This window comes from Azospira sp. MPR-E4 (assembly GCF_058809645.1).
Window position 1 is genome coordinate 1 of the sequence record NZ_JBXAST010000066.1, and the last position, 17165, is coordinate 17165.

Genomic DNA, 17165 nt, shown 5'->3' on the forward strand with positions numbered 1-17165 from the left:
GGGGCCAGCACCAGGGTGTGGAAACGGGGGGCCATGAGGTTGATGGCGTTGCCGCCGGCAAAAGCGGCGAACAGTTCCCGGGCCGCCGCATCGGGCGCGGCTTCCAGGCCGACGAAGAGCATGGCCGGGTAGCGCTCGTAGCGGGGCTGGTGGCGGGTGACGCCGACGGATTCGTGGAAGAAGGGGTGGATCACGCCCAGCAGCCGGTCCAGGGCGCCCTTGAGGGAGGGCCGGTAGCCGCCGTGGAAGAGGGGAGTCACCATCACCGCCAGGTCGGCCTGCTGGAAGGCCTTGGCGATGGCGTTGGCGTCGTCCTGGGTGCGGCACAGGCCGGGGGTCTTGGTCCAGCATTCGAAGTCGCCCAGGCAGGGGGCCAGGCGCACCTCTTCCAGGCGGAAGCGGCTGATCAGGGCGCCGCTGTCGGTGGCCAGGGCGGCCAGCCGGTCGGCCACCCGGCGGTCGGGGCCGTCGTCGTCGGGGGTGGCGTCGAGGATGAGGATGCGGCGGTCAGCGGCGGGTGTGGTGGGCGGCTGCATGGGAGGACGGGGGAATGGAATTGGCATGATGTTGCCATGATCCCGGGGCCGGGGAAATGGCGATGTGCAGCGGGGAGGCAGGTCGGGGCGCCCAGGACATGCGGTTTAGGCAGCCGCCGGCAATAGTCACTTTCGGTTATGGCCCTAACCGGATATCCGAATAGGCGCGGCGGGGCACCCTCCCTAGACTTGACCCCAAACAAACCAAGTACAGGGAGTACAGCCATGACCCATGTCCCATCCGTGCCTGCAGGGGCGCCGGCCGGCGCCTTGACGCGCTTGTGGCGCAGCGCCGCCGCCACCTTCCTCCTCTCCGCCCTGGCCGCCGCCGGCCTGGGCCGGGCCGAAGCCGCCGATGCCGGCCAGATCGCCCGGGGCGAATACCTGGCCCGCCTGGGCGACTGCGTTGCCTGCCATACCGCCGAAGGCGGCAAGTCCATGGCCGGCGGCCGGGAACTGGCCACGCCCTTCGGCGTGCTCTTCTCCACCAACATCACGCCGGACAAGGAAACAGGCATCGGCAACTACACCTTCGCCCAGTTCGATCGTGCCATGCGCAAGGGCGTGGCGGCGGACGGCCACAATCTCTACCCGGCCATGCCCTATCCTTCCTACGCCAAGATGACCGGCGAGGACATGCAGGCCCTCTACGCCTACCTGATGCAGGGCCTGGCGCCGGTGAAGCAGGCCAACAAGCCCACCGCCATGCGCTGGCCCTTCAACCAGCGTTGGGGCCTTTCCCTGTGGAACTGGGCCTTCCTCGACGCCACGCCCTTCCAGCCCGACGCCGGCAAGGACGCCACCTGGAACCGGGGCGCCTACCTGGTCCAGGGCCTGGGCCACTGCGGCGCCTGCCACACGCCCCGGGGTATCGCCTTCCAGGAAAAGGCCATGAGCGACGCCGGCAGCAAGGGCAAGCACTTCCTCGCTGGGGAGACCGTGGAATCCTGGCGCGCCCTGAGCCTGCGCGGCCTGTGGACGGTGGAGGACACCGCCCTGTTCCTCAAGACCGGGCAGAACCGCTTCGCCACCGCCTCCGGCAACATGGCCGAGGTCATCCACCACAGCACCCAGCACGTGAAGGACGAGGACCTGGTGGCCATCGCCACCTATCTCAAGTCCCTGCCCCCGGGCGAGCATGAGCTGCCGGCCCCCAGCGTGCCCCGCAGCGAGGTGGCGGGCAAGGTGCCGGGCAATCTCTTCAGCTCCCGCGGCGGCCTGGCCTACGTGCAGTTCTGCGGCGACTGCCACCGCCAGGACGGCAACGGCGTCAGCAAGATCTTCCCGCCCCTGGCCGGCAACCCGGCGGTGACGGCGAAGGACCCGGCCACCCTGTTGCACATCACCCTCACCGGCTGGAAGACCGCCTCTACGGCGGCCCATCCCCGGGTATTCACCATGCCCGGCTTTGCCCGCCTCAACGACCAGGAACTGGCCGAACTGATCACCTTCGTCCGCAGCAGCTGGGGCAACGGCGGCGAAGCCGTGACCGCCTCCCAGGTGAAGAAGATGCGGGCCGAAGTGGTGAAGCAGGACCCCAAGGCCATCGACAGCAGCAAGTTCGAGACGCCGCGCCTGGCCGACATGCTGGCCAAGCCCAACGCCGAACAGCTGGTGCGCGGCATGCGTCTGCACCTGGAAACCAAGGACCTGCTGCCCAACCATGTGGGCGACCAGCTCAACTGCACCAGCTGCCACCTCAATGCCGGCACCGTGGCCGACGGCTCGCCCTTCGTCGGCGTCTCTGCCTTCTTCCCCAGCTACGCGCCCCGGGCCGGCCGCATCATCACCCTGGAGGACCGCATCAACGGTTGCTTCAAGCGCTCCATGAACGGCAAGCCCCTGCCCGTGGAGTCGGCGGACATGAAGGCCATGGTCGCCTACTTCGACTGGATGAAGGGCGCCACCAAGCCGGAGGACAAGGTGCCGGGCCGCGGCATCGGCAAGATCGACCGTTCCCTGAAGCCCAACAGCGACAACGGCAAGAAGATCTACGCCGAGCAGTGCGCCGTGTGCCACGGCGAGAACGGCGAAGGCCTCAAGTCCGCCGACGGCAAGATGGTCTATCCGCCGCTGTGGGGCGACGAGTCCTTCAACATCGGCGCCGGCATGGCCCGCACCTATACCGCCGCCGCCTTCGTCAAACGCAACATGCCTATCGGTTTCCACGGCAAGTTCCCCCTGGGCCAGGGCGGCCTCTCCGACCAGGAGGCCCTGGACGTGGCCGAGTACTTCAGCCACCAGCCCCGCCCGGACTTCCCCGAAAAGGTGAAGGACTGGCCCAAGGACAAGAAGCCGGAGGACGCCCGCTACTGAGGCCCCCCTTCATCCAGCTTTCCGACCCGCCTTGAGCCTGAGGCTGCCGCCCCCTCCCGGGGCGGCTTTTTTCCTGGGGCCGGATCGGGATTGACGTAACCGAGGAGAAACCCGACCCCCAGCCATCTGCATATGCATTCAGAATAGAGAGCGCCCGACCGCTCCGTCACTCATTCCCGAACTTCGAGAGGAGATACCCCATGAGAAAACTGATTACCCCGCTGCTGTCCGGCCTCCTGTTGCTGCCGGCGCTGCTGCCCCTGTCGGCCCAGGCTGTCGACGGCAGCGACATCATGCAGAAGGGCGGCGCCAATCCGGCGGCCATGCCCTGCATCACCTGCCACGGCACCGACGGCAAGGGCATGGCCGCCGCCGGCTTTCCGCGCCTGGCGGGCCTGCCCGAGGCCTACATCGCCAAGCAGCTGGCCGACTTCAAGGCCGGCCGCCGGGAGAATGCGGTGATGCAGCCCATCGCCCAGTCCCTCACGCCTGAGGAAGTGGCCGCCGTGGCCAAGGCCTACGCCGAGCTGCCCAAGGTCAATATCAAGCCCGGCCCGGTGGAGCGGCCCCACCCCGGCAGCGGCGCCTGGATCGCCCTGCGCGGCGCCTGGGAGCGCAACATCCCCGAATGCACCCTGTGTCATGGTCCCGCCGGCGTCGGCGTGGGCGACACCTTCCCGCCCCTGGCAGGCCAGTCCGCCCTCTACATCGAGAACCAGCTGAAGGCCTGGCGCGGCACCAAGGCCGTGGCCGCGACCCGCAAAACCAAGGCGGTGGCCGCCGTGCCGCCCAGCCGTCGCAACGACCCCAACGGGCTCATGGCCCATATCGCCGTGGATTTGAGCGAAGCCGAGATCAAGGCCGTGGCCGACTATTTCGCCGGCCTGGGGGAATCCAAGGAAGCCTTCGACGAAAGCCAGCATCGCCTGCGCTGAGACGAACGTTCCCCCTACATCGAAAGGATTCCCGCCATGAAAAACGCCAAGATTCTTGCCGCCCTGCTGGGCAGCATCTGCCTGTTTGCCGGTGTCGCCCAGGCAGCCGACACCGCTAACACTCCCCGTAATTCCCGCTTGGACGACCAGACCCAGTTGCCCAAGGCTCCGGCCAAGCCGGTGAGCCAGCAGTACTTCCAGCCCCCGGCCGACACCGACATTCCCAACAACGCCTTCGGCGAGCTGGTGCGCCGGGGCCAGGACCTGTTCATGAACACCAAGGCCCTGGCGCCCGAGTACGTGGGCAACGAGATGAACTGCGTGAACTGCCACATCGACCGGGGCCGCAAGGCCAACTCGGCGCCCCTGTGGGCGGCCTATCCCATGTATCCGGCCTACCGCAAGAAAAACAACAAGGTGAATACCTATGTGGAGCGCATGCAGGGCTGCTTCCAGTTCAGTATGAACGGCAAGCCGCCGGCGGCCGACAGCGAAATCCTCACCGCCCTCACCACCTACGCCTACTGGCTGTCCACCGGCGCTCCCACGGGCAAGGCCCTGCCGGGACGGGGCTTCGACGAGCCGCCGCCGCCCAAGGGCGGCTACGACATCGCCCGGGGCAAGGCGGTCTATGAGAAGCAGTGCCAGCTGTGCCACGGCGAAAACGGCGAGGGCAAAAAGGTGGGCGTCACCTCCGTCTTCCCCGCCCTGTGGGGCAAGGACTCCTACAACTGGGGCGCCGGCATGCATCGCATCAACACCGCCGCCGGCTTCATCCAGCACAACATGCCCCTGGGCCGGGGCGAGACCCTCTCGGACCAGGAGGCCTGGGACGTGGCCGCCTACATCAACTCCCACGAGCGGCCCCAGGACCCGCGCCTGATCAACGGCAGCATCGACGAGACCCGCAAGCGCTACCACGCCGACGACGGCGTCAATCTCTACGGCGTGGTGGTGAACGGCAAGAAGCTGGGGCAGGGCGTGCAGTAGGCCCGGCTGTTTCCCTTATTCCCAACCCCCGGAAAGGGGCCATGACAGCCCCCTTTCCTTTTCGCAGCCGTACCGCTCCAGGGACGGCTGCTTTTTTTTTGCTCAGAGGAACATGCCGCCGGAAGCCTCGATGCGCTGGGCAGTGATCCAGCCCGTCTCTTCCGACAGCAGGGCGGCCACGGCATGGCCGATGTCGTCCGGCTGGCCGACCCGGCCCAGGGCGGTCTGGGCGGCGATGAAGGCGTTGAGCTGGGCATTGTCGCGCACGGCGCCGCCGCCGAAGTCGGTCTCGATGGCGCCGGGGGCCAGCACATTGACGGCGATGCCCCGGGGCCCGAGTTCCTTGGCCAGGTAGCGGGTCAACACCTCGATGCCGCCCTTCATGCTGGCGTAGGCGGCGTAGCCGGGCAGGGCGAAGCGGGCCAGGCCGGTGGAGACGTTGAGGATGCGCCCGCCGTCGTTGAGCAGGGGCAGCAGGGCCTGGGTGAGGAAGAAGGGCCCTTTCAGGTGGGTGTTCATGAGCAGGTCGAACTGGGCCTCCGTGGTCTCGGCGAAAGCGGCGTTGATGCCCATGCCGGCGTTGTTCACCAGGAAGTCGAAACGCTCCCGCTGCCAGGTCCCGGCCAGGGCCTGGCGCACCGCCTCGGCGAAGGCGGGGAAGCCGGCGGCTTCATCCACCGCCAGGGGCAGGGCCACGGCACGGCGGCCCAGGGCCTCGATCTGGGCGACGACGGCAGCCGCCTCGTCGGCCCGGCTGCGGTAGGTGAGGATGATGTCCACGCCGCGGACGGCAAGCTTGAGGGCGGCGTTGCGGCCCAGGCCCCGGCTGCCGCCGGTGATGAGTGCGATCTTGGTCATGTCTGGCTCCTTGAAGGTGGGGGAGGGCCGGCTTTGGGGCCGACCGTGGAAGCCAGTCTATTGATCGAAAAGTGTCGGATAAATACGCGGTATTTGTTTAGACTGTTCGTCATTCATAGACAATGAGGGCGCCATGGACCAGCTCGACGCCATGCAAATCTTCCTGCGGGTGGCCGAACTGGCCAGCTTCACCCAGGCCGCCGACAGCCTGGGCCTGCCCAAGGCCAGCATTTCCGCTGCCGTGCAACGGCTGGAGAGCCAGCTCGGCGCCCGCCTCCTGCACCGCACCACCCGCCGGGTGCAGCTGACCCAGGACGGCCAGGCCTACTACGAGCGCAGCCGGGACCTGCTGGCGGACATGGAGGAACTGCAGACCATGTTCCGCCGCGACGAAGCCCAGCTCAGCGGCCGCCTGCGGGTGGACATGCCGGCCGGGACGGCGCGCCACGCGGTCATGCCCCGGCTGCCGGAGTTTCTCGAACGGCACCCGGGGCTGGAGGTGGAAGTGAGCAGCACCGACCGCCGCGTGGACCTGGTGCGGGAAGGCTTCGACTGCGTGCTGCGGGTGGGCGCCCTGGGGGATTCCTCCCTGGTGGCCCGGCCCCTGGGCCAGCTGCGCCAGCTCAACCTGGCCAGCCCGGCCTACCTGGAACGGCACGGCACGCCCCATTCCCTGGAAGACCTGGCCGCCCACCGGCTGATCCATTACGTCCCCATCCTGGGGGGCAAGTCCCCCGGCTTCGAGTACGTGGACGGGGCCGGAGAGCTGCGCCGCATCCCCATGGCCGGGGCGGTGACGGTGAACAATTCGGACGCCTACACCGCCGCCTGCCTGGCCGGCCTGGGCCTCATCCAGGTGCCGCTGGCGGGCATGCAGGCCCTGCTGCAGGCAGGTCTGCTAGTGCCGGTGCTGCCCGGGTTCAACGCCCCTCCCATGCCGGTGCATCTGCTCTATGCCAACCGCCGCCACCTGCCGCGCCGGGTGCGGGTCTTCACGGACTGGCTGGTGGCGGTGGTGGCAGATTACGGCCGGGCCGAAATGCCGGCCTAGGCTGCGCCGGCTTCATTCCGTGGTGCTGGGACTCCAGAAGGCCTGGGAGATGAACGGCTGTTCTGCCAGTTGCCGGGTGAGCCGCTCCAGGTGCTCGCCGTCCACCGCATTGGCGGCGAGGACAGCCTCGATTTCCACCGCATCGTCGCCGAAGGCGTGCACCTTCAGGTCCCGGGTGGGCAAGTCGGCAGCCTCCAGGGCGTTTTCCAGCAGATGCAGGGCCTGCTTCTGGTGGCTTTGCCGGGCGATCACATAGACGGTATTGGTCACTTCCACCGCCAGGGTGTCCATGGGCTGGCGGTTGATGCGGTCCACCACCGGCCGCAGCAGGGTGTTGGAGGCCAGGACGAAGGTGGCGCCGAGCAGGGCTTCCAGCAGCATGTCGGCGCCGGCGCAGGCGCCCACGGCGGCCGAGCCCCACAGGGTGGCGGCGGTGTTGAGTCCGCGCACATTGCCTTCCTCCCGCATGATGACGCCGGCACCGAGAAAGCCGATCCCCGACACCACGTAGGAAATGACGCCGATGGCGCCGGCATGGCCGTTGAGGCGGTTGGCCAGGTCCACGAAAATGGCCGCGCCCACGGCCACCAGCACATTGGTGCGCAGGCCGGCGGTACGTTGCCGGTACTGCCGTTCCAGGCCGATCAGGCTGCCCAGGACGAAGGCGGTGGTCAGGCTCAGGGTCGAGTCGGCCAGGGAGACCAGGTTGATGTTGTCGATGGCTTGCAGGGTCATGGCGTGCTCCAAAAATGGTGCCCCACGGCAACCCGCGAACGAGGACGGGACCGCCTGCCGCACCCATGGCCGCAGCCTTGTCCTGCCATGGGCCGGCAAGGGCAAGGGGGCGCACGGGCTGGAACTCGTCTGCACGGGCGCGGCTGGCGATAAGGTACGAAAAGGGAGGGGGCAAGCCTGGGAATCGTCAATCAGGCTTGGGTTGCCGCATCCCGCCGGGGCGGGATAAGGGCAGGGGAGGCTGCGCGTTATCCGGCCGAGGCTGCTCCGGTCACGGGGACCGGCGCTGTACTGTCACTCGAACATGGGCCCACAGGGGCGCTCCGCGAAAAAAGAAAACCGGCGGATTCTGGAACGTAACTGTATGAAAGTAAAGTGACAGAAATGTGTTCCGGCCGCGGCGCCCGGCATGCATCAGGGACTGCCGTATGGGCGGGGCTGGCGGGCTCGGCATCGGGCCCGGCTCCACCATGCCGCGGTCGGGGGTGATGGCGTTCCGGTGGCAGAAAAAGGGCCGCCCAATGGGCGGCCCAGGATAGTGCCATGGTCCTGACGGCGCCGCCTTCAGGGCCGGGCGAAGTCGATCCGTTCCACCGTGTAGCCCTTCTTCTGCATCAGGGCGGGCAGGCCGGTGGGGCCGAACAGGTGCAGGCTGCCGACGCCGGCGAAGACCCGGCTGCCCTGGCGGTGCAGCTGGTCGATGCGTTTGGCCATGTCCGGGTTGCGCTCGTTGAGCAGGCGCTGCATGGCCTTGCGTTCCACCGGCGTTTCCATGCACTCGCACCAGGCGGGGTAGTCCGCCATGGTGGCGTAATCCCCTTCCTCCCAGGCCTTGGCCAGACGCTTGAGGGCGCCCAGGGCCTTCTCCGACTCCAGGGAATTGAGGCTGGCCTCGACGAAGGCCTGGGTCTCCCGGGGCGTCTTCATGTGCAGGGCTTTCATCTGCAATTCCGGCTCCTCCAGGGAAACCACCGGGCGCTTGGTGCCGTGGCCGAAGCCGGCCAGCATCACGTCCAGGGCGTAGGCCGGGTCCAGCCCTTCCTTCTTCGCCAGCATCACTGTCAGGGTCACCACCTGCAGTTCCGGCGACAGGGCGGCGATGGCGGCGTAGGGCAGGCAGGAGGCCTCTGCCTGGCGACGGATCCGCTCCTGCAACCCGGCCGGCAGTTTTGGCCCCTTGCGGAACAGCATCAGCTGCTGGATGCGGGCGGCGATGGCCGGGTCGAGCACGTCCATCTCCAGGGCCACCGTGTCCGTCTCCGCCATGGCCCGGCGCATCAGGGGGCCCGGGTAGAGCCATTCCTGCTTGCCCACGTGGACCGTGCCGTAGAGGTAAGAAGCACGCCCGTCCTTCTCGATGCGCCAGAGAAAGCCGTGGTCCCGGGCGTTCTTCAGGTATTCCCGGGTCTCCTCCGCCGAGGGCGGCGCGTGCTGGGTGGCGGGGCAGTCCGGCGGCGTCTGGGCCAGTCCCTGGAAGGAGAGAAGCAGGGCGACGGCGGCAAACAGCAGGGTCCGGCAGCGGGCGCGGGGCGACAGGCGTGAGGTATGAGACATGGCGGGAAACATGGCGGGCGTGGCGGTGTTGGCAGATTGCGGCAAAGGGGAATCGGCATTGTCCCCCGACCGGGGGCGTTGGCAAGTACGGTCGGGGCGGCAGGGGGGCTGAGGGCGGCGCTGGTGGCCGCTCTCAGGGCAGGGGCTTGCCGTTGCTTCTGGGGCCGAGGGGAAATTCCGGCGTCTGGCGCGGATCGGGCCAGCCCTGGCCGTGGCTGGCCTCGGGCACCAGCTTCAGATTTTCCTGCCGCAGCCCCAGCAGGGCCGCCGGCCAGCGGCGGGCCAGTTCCGCCGGCATCACCGTGTCCCGCCCGCCGATCCAGTGGATCTGGGAGGTGGCGGCAAGCCGCTGCGCCTGGTCGGCCGGGTTGAGGGAGGTATCGAGGGGCGTCAGCCGGTGGAAGGTGGTCCATGCCCGGTGGTCCAGATTGCCGGCGATGGTCACCAGGCGGGCCACGTCGCTGCGGCGGGCCGCCAGCAGGGCGGCCACGGCGCCGCCGCCCGAGTAGCCCACCAGCACCAGGGTGCGGGCCTCCTGGCGTGCCTTCAGCTGGTCCAGGGCCCGGTCCATGGCGTCGATCACCTCCGGCGCGAAGCGGCCGTCGGTCCAGTAGCGCTGCGCGCAGGGCGCCGCGCCGGGCTCGGCGTACTGGCAGGGCCGGGCCAGGTAGGCCGCCTTGCCTTCCCGCTGGGCCAGGGCCAGTTGCAGCAGCAGGGGCGAGACCGGGGTGGGGTCGGCCGAGGGCTGGCTGGGATTGAGCCAGGCCAGGCCGTCGCCCTCGATATATACCGCCAGGGTGTCCCCCTGGCGGGGCGTCACGGGTTCGTAGGTGCGCAGGGTGAAGGGCGCTGCCGTGAGCGTGCCTTTCTGCCATTGCCTGGCGGCCGCCAGGTTGTCGGCATGGTCCTGCCGTTCGCGGGGCGAGGGCAGGGCGGTGCAGGCGCCCAGGGCCAGGCTGAGGAGGACGAGCACGAATCGGTATTTCACGGACATGGGTATCGGCGCGGAGTGGTCAGGCGAAAACCCGATGATGGCATGAAAATGTCATCGTGGCGGAGCCGTCTGGCGTAATCGGGGCGCATAAGGCGCGTCTTTACAAAAAATAACAGGAAATGACAGCTTCAAGCTTCTGACATTTGTTTACAATCGCGACGACATAACGCAATGGCATTGTCTGGCGGCGTGGAGATTCGCGTCGGGCCGCAGTCGGTAGCCACCGCCGTTGTGCCAGGTCCCTCGTGTGCGCCGAGTTGCCGGCTCGCATTTTTCTTGCCCGTTCTCGTTTCAGGTCCATTGATGATGACTAAGTACCTTCCGGTGAAGCAGGCCCGGCGTGGCTCCCTGCGTGCCTTCGTTCCCGCGCGGCGCAAGACCCTGGCTGCCGCCATCCAGGCCTGCTTCGGTGCCGACTCGCGGCGCTGGCTGGCGACCCTGTGCCTGTCCCTCGGCATGCCTGCGGCCCAGGCCGTCAACGGCAACTGGAACGGCAGCGTCAGTTCCGACTGGGCGACGGCGGGCAACTGGGCCTGGTCCGGCGCGGTACCCACCGCCGGCGACGACGCCCTGGTCAGCGTGGCCACCGGCAGTGTTCCGGTCATTGACTCCTTCACTGCGGCCCACGCCAAGACCCTGGTGGTGGGCGGTGGCAGCAATGGCATCCTGCTCATTCTGGGGACTCTCAATTCCACTTCCGGCCTGCTCGGCAACAACCTGGGCACGCCTACCACCTCCGGCAGCGTGACCGTTGTAGGGAGCAGTGCCAGCTGGAGTAACAGCGGCGATCTCCATATCGGCAACTACGGCGTCGGCGTGCTCGATGTGCGGAGCGGTGCCAGCCTTTCGGCAGGTAATTTCTACCTGGGTTCCACCGGTGGTACCAACGGCAGCCTGATCCTGAGCGGCAGCGGTTCCACCGCCACCAGCGGCGGCTATGCCTACATCGGCAACTCGGGAACGGGCACCCTCGATGTGGGCAGCGGCACCACCCTGACCAGCGCTTCCGGCGGCGTTCTCGGCCTGAATGGCGGCAGCAGCGGCACGGCCACCATCAACGGCACCTGGAACATGGGCAGCGGCAATCTGGTGGTGGGCAGCGGCGGCCAGGGCAACCTGACCATTTCGGCCGGCGGCGACGTCAGCAACGCGGTCGGCAGTATCGGCAGCGCCAGCAACGGCCTGACCAGCAGCGTCACCGTGACCGGCGCCGGCAGCTCCTGGACCAACAGCGACCGCCTTTTCGTCGGCGTCTACGGCAAGGGCCAACTCGACATTCTCTCCGGCGCCACAGTCAGTAGCGGCGATACGGCCCTGGCCCGCTACGCCGGCTCCACCGGCACCGTCAACGTCAGCGGCGCAGGTTCCTCCTGGGGGATCGGCGGTTCCCTGCGGGTGGGCGGCGACATCACCGATGCCGCCAATCCGGGCGGCACCGGCACCCTCAATATCTCGAGCGGCGGCCTGGTGACCAGCACCGCCGGCAGCATCGGCGACAGCCAGAATGCCGTCGGCAGCGTCACCATCGACAACGCCGCCTGGAACATTTCCGGCCGCCTGGGCGTGGGCAACTTCGGCAAAGGCACCCTGACGGTGCAGAACGGCGGCACCCTGACCTCCACCGGCGGTCTGGTGGGCTGGCAGAGCAGCAGCACCAACAACTCGGTGCTGGTGACGGGCGCCGGCTCCACCTGGACCATGAGCGGCAACCTCTATGTGGGCAACGAAGGCCAGGGCACCATGACCGTCAGCACCGGCGGCAAGGTGACCAATGTGGATGGCTTCATCGGCACCCTGGGCAACGGCGTCAGCGAAGTGGTCGTTACCGGCAGCGGCTCCCAGTGGGAGAACCAGGGCGACCTCTTCGTGGGCCAGAGCAGCGGCGGCAAGGGCAAGCTCACCATCAGCGGTGGCGGTACGGTAACTTCCGTGCAGACCATCCTGGGCGACCTGGCCGGCACCACCGGTACGGCGGTGATCACTGGCAGCGGCTCTTCCCTCACCGCCAGCGGCGACTTCAACGTGGGTCGTTTCGGTACCGGCTCCCTGACCCTTAGCAGCGGCGGCACCCTCAGCAGCAATCGAGGCTACGTGGCCAACGAGGCCGGCTCTACCGGCACCGTGCTCATCAGCGGCAGTGGCAGCGGCTGGACCACCACCGGTACCCTGCATGTCGGCTCCCAGGGCAACGGCAGTCTGAGTCTCAGCGATGGCGGCGACATCACCGCCGGCAGCCTGGTCATCGCCCACAGCGCCGGCAGCACCGGCACCCTCAGCATCGGCGCCGAGGAGGGCAGCGCCGCGGCGGCCGCTGGCACCATCCACAGCGGCAGCATCACCCTGGGCGCCGGCAGCGGCACCCTGGTGCTCAACCACACCGACAGCAACTACCAGCTCTCCTCCGTCATCGCCGGCACCGGCAACATCAAGGTGCTGGGCGGCACCACCGTGCTGACGGCGGTCAACACCTTCACCGGCAGCACCAGCATCGCCTCCGGCGCCGGCCTCAGCCTGGCCAACAGCGCCGCCCTGGGCGGCAATGTGACGGTGGCCCACGGCGGCACCCTGACTGCCGGCCAGAGCAATGTGGGCGGCAACATCAGCAATTCCGGCACCCTCTCGGTGCCCGAACAAAGCGGCAGCTACAAAACTCTCAGCGTCGGCGGCAACTACACCCAGGCTGGCAACGGCACCCTGCGCCTGGGCGTCAATGGCACCGGCGCCGGCCAGTACAGCCAGCTTTCCGTCACCGGCAGCGCCAGCCTCAACGGCACCCTGGCGGTGGACGTGGCCAGCGGCAGCCCCCTCACCCTGGGGGACCGCCTCAATTCGGTGATCACCGCCACCGGCGGTGTTTCCGGCCAGTTCTCCAGCATCACCGACAACAGCACCCTGTTCAACCTGAGGGCGGTATACGGCAGCAACGATGTGGACCTGCTTCTGGTGGCCGCCAGCAACAACGCCGTCAGCAGCGCCCTGCAGAGCACCGGCAACAGCCAGGGCGGCGGCGCCGGCGCCGTGCTCGACGCCCTCATCGCCCAGAATCCCACCAGCCAGCTGAGCCTGATGTTCGCGCCCCTGAGCTCCGCCGGCGAAGTCTCCCGGGCCGTTTCCCAGAGCCTGCCCCTGCTCACCGGCAACAACGTGCTGGCCTCCCAGAGCGTCATCGCCAACGTGGGCCAGTTGATCAACAACCGGGTGGCCGCCGTCACCGGCATGGCCTCCGGCGACAGCCAGTTCGCCGACCGCCAGTTCTGGATCAAGCCCTTCGGCTCCCGCGCCACCCAGGCCGACAGCAACGGCTCCGCCGGCTACCACGCCAGCACCGCCGGCATGGTCTTCGGCCTGGACGGCCAGGTGTCCGACGCCGACCGCCTGGGCGTCGCCCTGGCCTATGCCGACGCCAGCGTGGACAACCGCTCCGCCGTCGCCCCCCACAACGCCAGCGTCAAGCTCTACCAGCTGATCGGCTACGGCAGCCGCAACCTGGCGCCCGGCACCGAACTGAGCTGGCAGGTGGACGGGGGCTACAACAGCAACCGGGGCATCCGCGACATCCGCTTCGCCGGCGTCTCCGCCCATTCCAAGTTCGACACCTACACCGCCCACGCCGGCCTGCGCCTGACCCGCAACCTGACGCTCTCCGAGCGCACCGTGGTGGCGCCCTCCGTGGGCCTGGACTACACCTGGATGCGCAACGCCAGCTACCAGGAAAGCGGCGCCGGCGCCCTCAACCTGCAGGTCAAGCGCCAGGACGTGGAGCAGATTCTCCTCTCCGCCGACGCCCGTTTCTCCCACCGCCTGGACAACGGCATCAACCTTCTCGCCAACCTGGGCGCCGCCTACGACCTGCGCAATCAGCAGGCCGCCGTCACCGCCGCCTATGCCGGCGCCCCGGGCTCCTACTTCATCACCAACGGCGTCGAGTCCGACCCCTGGATCGTCCGTGCCGGCCTGGGCCTCTCCAAGCTCACCGCCGGCGGCCTGGAGATCATCGGCCGGGTGGACGGCGAACACCGCCAGGGCTTCAACAACCGCAGCGCCTCCGTCAATCTGCGCTGGGCCTTCTAGGCAGCGCCAGAATCAGGCCGGCCGGTGCCCCCAGGGTGCCGGCCGGCCTTTTTCTTTGCCGACCCAGGGTGATTACTAGGTTGGTGCAAATAAGCGGCTTCGTCAGCTTGGCATCAGGTATGTCGGGAATTGAACGGACATAATGCACGCGAGTCATAGGGCTTATGACTTAGGTCATAAACCAAACTCCAATGCCAACCCGCTCTCCCGAAAGGAGCCGTCATGACGATCGCCAAGCGCCTCGCCATCCTTATTCTCATCGCCGTGGCCGGACTGGTCGTGGTCGGCGCCTTCGGCCTGCGCCAGATGGGCGCCATCAACGCCAACCTCGAGTTCGCCAACGAAAACTCCATCCCCAGCATCCGCATGGTGGCCAACATGGAGTCCTCCTTCTTCCGCCTGCGCACCTTCATGCTCACCTACATCATGAGCCCCGACGCCGAGCGGCCGGCCCTGGCCCAGCAGGTGATGAACAACCGGGAGCGGCTGCAGGGCTACGTCAAGGGCTATGAGCCCCTGGTCAGCGACGACAAGGACAAGGAGTACCTGGAAAACTCCAAGCGCATGCTGGCCGAGTACTTTTCCCTGATCGACCGGCAGATGGCCTCCATCCGCGCCGGCCAGGTGGACAAGGCGAAGGAGGATGCGGTCCTGGCCGGGGCCCTGGGCCGCCGCATCGCCGACAACGTGGAAGCCCACATCAAGTACAACGAGGAACTGGCCACCCAGGAGGTGCGCAAGGCGGCCGAGGCCTACAGCAGCGGCAAGGTGGTCTCCATGATCGTCATGGTGCTGGCCACCCTGGGCGTGGCCGGCCTGGGCTTTCTGGTCTACCGCCATGTGGAGCAGTCCCTGGGCAATATGGTGACCATGTTCAAGCGCATCGAGCACGACCTGGATTTCACCGGCCGCCTCGAGGTGCGGGGCAGCGATGAAGTGGCCCAGGCCTCCACCGCCTTCAACCGCCTGTTGGACCGTCTGCAGGCCAGCTTCCGGGAAATCAGCAGCCACACCGAGGCCGTCAATACGGCCGCCAACCGGGTGGCCAACGCCTCCCACGAAATGTCCATCGCCTCCGGCCACCAGAGCGAAGCCGCCTCCAGCATGGCCGCCACGGTGGAGGAGATGACCGTCAGCATCAACCACGTGGCCGACCGGGCCGGCGAGGCCAACCAGCTTTCCACCGCCTCCGGCGAGCTGGCCCACAAGGGCGAGGGCATCATCGGCGACACCGTGGCCGGCATCAACAGCATCGCCGAAACAGTGCGCCACGCTTCCGAGCAGATCAGCCGGCTGGAGCAGCAAAGCGAGCGCATCAACAACGTGGTGGCAGTGATCAAGGAAGTGGCGGACCAGACCAACCTGCTGGCCCTCAACGCCGCCATCGAAGCCGCCCGTGCCGGTGAGCAGGGCCGGGGCTTCGCCGTGGTGGCCGATGAAGTGCGCAAGCTGGCCGAGCGCACCACCCAGTCCACCCAGGAAATCGCCAGCACCATCCTGGAAATGCAGGCCGGCGCCCAGGCTGCCGTGCAGGGCATCCATGCCGTGGTGGAGCGGGTGGATACCGGCGTCTCCCGGGCCGAGCAGGCCAATCAGGCGATCCAGGAGATCGGCGACGGCTCCCGCCGCACCGTGGATATGGTGGGCGACATTTCCGACGCCATCCGGGAGCAGAGCGTGGCCAGCACCGCCATCGCCCAGCAGGTGGAGAAGATCGCCCAGATGTCCGAGGAGAACAGCGCCGCCGCCCAATCCACCTCCGACACCGCCGGCGAACTGGCCCACCTGGCCCAGGAGATGCAGCAGGTGGTGGCCCAGTACCGGGTGTGAGGGCCAAGGGGTGGGGCCCGAGCCTCACCGCGGCGTAACCAGCACCTGAAGCAGCAAGGAAAAAGGCGCCCATGGGCGCCTTTTTTGTCGCTGCGGGACGGGCTACCAGCCCACGTCCAGCCCGGTTCCTAAGCCCGCACCAGCCGCAGCACGGTGATTTCAGAGGGAGCGCCGAGGCGCTTGGGTGGGCCCCAGTAGCCGGTGCCGCGGCTGGTGTAAACCGTCAGCCGGCCCAGGCGGTGCAGGCCGGCGGTGAAGGGCTGTTGCAGGGGCACGAAGAAATTCCAGGGCCAGAACTGGCCGCCGTGGGTGTGGCCGGAAAGCTGCAGGTCGAAGCCGGCGGCAGCGGCAGCCGGCGCCGAGCGGGGCTGGTGGGCCAGCAGGATGCGGGTTAGCCCCGGCGGGCTGCCGGCCAGGGCCGCCGCCGGGTCGCTCGTCTGGGCCGCATCGAAGGCGCCGGCCGAATAGTCCGTCACCCCGGCTAGCACCAAGCGGGAGCCATGGTGGGCGATGACGGTGTGGCCGTTGTGCAGCCCCTTGAGGCCGATGCGCTCGAACTCCGCCATCCAGGCCCCAGCGCCTGAATAGTATTCATGGTTGCCGGTGACGAAATAGCTGCCGTGGCGACTGCGCAGCTGGCCCAGGGGCGCGGTGTGCTCCCCTAGATGTTCCACGCTGCCATCCACCACGTCGCCGGTGATGGCCACCAGATCGGCCTCCAGCCCATTGACCCGGTTCACGATGGCCTGCACGTAGTCCCGCTTGATGGTGGGCCCCACGTGGATGTCGCTGAGCTGGACGATGGTGAAGCCCTCCAGTTCCGGCGGCAGGCCGGCCAACGGCACCTCCACCCGGACGATGCGGGCCACCCGCCGCGCATTGACGTAGCCGAAAAGGGTGAACAGGCCGGCGGCAGCCACCACCGCCAGGGCCGTGGGCGCCGCCAGGGAGGGCGCGCCCGCCAGCAGCAGGCCCACATCCCGCAGCAGGGTCAGCACCAGCACCGAAGAGAAGAGGCCCATGGCCAGGCTGCCCAGCCAGCTGAGCCGGTCCGCCAGGGATGGGTTGTCGGTGACAAAGCGGCCCAGCAGGCCCAGGGGCACCAGGCAGGCGGAAAGGGCCAGCCCGGCAATGGCCAGGGCCAGGGCGGCGGGATGCAGATCCAGCGACGGCAACAGGCGCCAGCCGATGTAGGCATGCAGGCCGCCCATGAGCGGCAGCACGCGCCACAGGGCCCGGCGCAGGCGGCCGGGCAGGGCGGGCTGGGCCGCAGCAGCGGGCGGTGTGGCCGGGGC

General features: G+C 68.2%; 12 protein-coding genes. 6 read left to right on the forward strand and 6 right to left on the reverse strand.

Translation table 11 applies throughout. The annotated features are described in order from the left end of the window. Positions 1-563 (reverse strand): NAD(P)H-dependent oxidoreductase (locus AC1RTA_RS14675; RefSeq protein WP_492785132.1); only part of this gene is annotated, 563 nt, incomplete at its 3' end. Between the two features lie 198 nt (positions 564-761). On the opposite strand from AC1RTA_RS14675, the gene AC1RTA_RS14680 reads away from it, so the two are divergent. The 3 genes from AC1RTA_RS14680 to AC1RTA_RS14690 all read left to right on the forward strand — a co-directional run bounded on the left by AC1RTA_RS14680 (position 762) and on the right by AC1RTA_RS14690 (position 4777). Then, positions 762-2852, forward strand: a complete 2091-nt coding sequence (locus AC1RTA_RS14680; RefSeq protein WP_416242710.1) for a c-type cytochrome — start codon at positions 762-764, stop codon at positions 2850-2852. Positions 2853-3052: 200 nt separating this feature from the next. Further along, the gene (locus AC1RTA_RS14685; RefSeq protein ID WP_152089454.1) at positions 3053-3787 is read left to right on the forward strand and encodes a c-type cytochrome; all 735 of its coding nucleotides are present in this window, start codon (positions 3053-3055) and stop codon (positions 3785-3787) included. Positions 3788-3823: 36 nt separating this feature from the next. Beyond that, on the forward strand, positions 3824-4777 hold the full coding sequence (locus AC1RTA_RS14690) for a c-type cytochrome (protein WP_152089453.1): 954 nt from the start codon (positions 3824-3826) through the stop codon (positions 4775-4777). 102 nt (positions 4778-4879) lie between these two features. Here the strand turns inward: AC1RTA_RS14690 and AC1RTA_RS14695 are convergent, their stop codons facing one another. Beyond that, positions 4880-5635, reverse strand: a complete 756-nt coding sequence (locus AC1RTA_RS14695; RefSeq protein WP_492785133.1) for an SDR family NAD(P)-dependent oxidoreductase — start codon at positions 5633-5635, stop codon at positions 4880-4882. A 133-nt stretch (positions 5636-5768) separates the two neighbouring features. On the opposite strand from AC1RTA_RS14695, the gene AC1RTA_RS14700 reads away from it, so the two are divergent. Next, entirely contained in the window at positions 5769-6686 is a 918-nt protein-coding gene (locus tag AC1RTA_RS14700; RefSeq protein ID WP_492785134.1) for a LysR family transcriptional regulator, read from the forward strand. 12 nt (positions 6687-6698) lie between these two features. Here AC1RTA_RS14700 and AC1RTA_RS14705 read toward each other — a convergent pair whose 3' ends face one another. The 3 genes from AC1RTA_RS14705 to AC1RTA_RS14715 all read right to left on the reverse strand — a co-directional run bounded on the left by AC1RTA_RS14705 (position 6699) and on the right by AC1RTA_RS14715 (position 9963). Further along, complete coding sequence (locus AC1RTA_RS14705) at positions 6699-7421, reverse strand: MgtC/SapB family protein (protein WP_492785135.1); 723 nt, start codon at positions 7419-7421, stop codon at positions 6699-6701. A 564-nt stretch (positions 7422-7985) separates the two neighbouring features. Beyond that, positions 7986-8975: a TraB/GumN family protein gene (locus AC1RTA_RS14710; RefSeq protein WP_492785136.1), complete on the reverse strand. Its 990-nt coding sequence runs from the start codon at positions 8973-8975 to the stop codon at positions 7986-7988. Between the two features lie 133 nt (positions 8976-9108). After that, complete coding sequence (locus tag AC1RTA_RS14715) at positions 9109-9963, reverse strand: alpha/beta hydrolase (RefSeq protein ID WP_492785137.1); 855 nt, start codon at positions 9961-9963, stop codon at positions 9109-9111. A gap of 312 nt (positions 9964-10275) precedes the next feature. Between AC1RTA_RS14715 and AC1RTA_RS14720 the strand changes: the two genes are divergently transcribed. Then, positions 10276-14040, forward strand: coding sequence for an autotransporter outer membrane beta-barrel domain-containing protein (locus tag AC1RTA_RS14720; RefSeq protein WP_492785138.1), 3765 nt, complete (start codon positions 10276-10278; stop codon positions 14038-14040). 222 nt (positions 14041-14262) lie between these two features. Beyond that, entirely contained in the window at positions 14263-15870 is a 1608-nt protein-coding gene (locus AC1RTA_RS14725) for a methyl-accepting chemotaxis protein (protein WP_492785139.1), read from the forward strand. 128 nt (positions 15871-15998) lie between these two features. On the opposite strand, the gene AC1RTA_RS14730 is transcribed toward AC1RTA_RS14725, so the two are convergent. Next, on the reverse strand, positions 15999-17165 hold a 1167-nt coding region (locus tag AC1RTA_RS14730), incomplete at its 5' end, for a metallophosphoesterase (RefSeq protein ID WP_492785140.1).

Excerpts from the sequence above, each read along its gene's own strand:
- AC1RTA_RS14685 (WP_152089454.1), top strand. The coding sequence starts at position 3,053 with ATGAGAAAACTGATTACCCCGCTGCTGTCCGGCCTCCTGTTGCTGCCG.
- AC1RTA_RS14725 (WP_492785139.1), top strand. The coding sequence starts at position 14,263 with ATGACGATCGCCAAGCGCCTCGCCATCCTTATTCTCATCGCCGTGGCC.
- AC1RTA_RS14710 (WP_492785136.1), bottom strand. The coding sequence starts at position 8,975 with ATGTCTCATACCTCACGCCTGTCGCCCCGCGCCCGCTGCCGGACCCTG.
- AC1RTA_RS14680 (WP_416242710.1), top strand. The coding sequence starts at position 762 with ATGACCCATGTCCCATCCGTGCCTGCAGGGGCGCCGGCCGGCGCCTTG.
- AC1RTA_RS14720 (WP_492785138.1), top strand. The coding sequence starts at position 10,276 with ATGACTAAGTACCTTCCGGTGAAGCAGGCCCGGCGTGGCTCCCTGCGT.
- AC1RTA_RS14695 (WP_492785133.1), bottom strand. The coding sequence starts at position 5,635 with ATGACCAAGATCGCACTCATCACCGGCGGCAGCCGGGGCCTGGGCCGC.
- AC1RTA_RS14690 (WP_152089453.1), top strand. The coding sequence starts at position 3,824 with ATGAAAAACGCCAAGATTCTTGCCGCCCTGCTGGGCAGCATCTGCCTG.
- AC1RTA_RS14705 (WP_492785135.1), bottom strand. The coding sequence starts at position 7,421 with ATGACCCTGCAAGCCATCGACAACATCAACCTGGTCTCCCTGGCCGAC.
- AC1RTA_RS14700 (WP_492785134.1), top strand. The coding sequence starts at position 5,769 with ATGGACCAGCTCGACGCCATGCAAATCTTCCTGCGGGTGGCCGAACTG.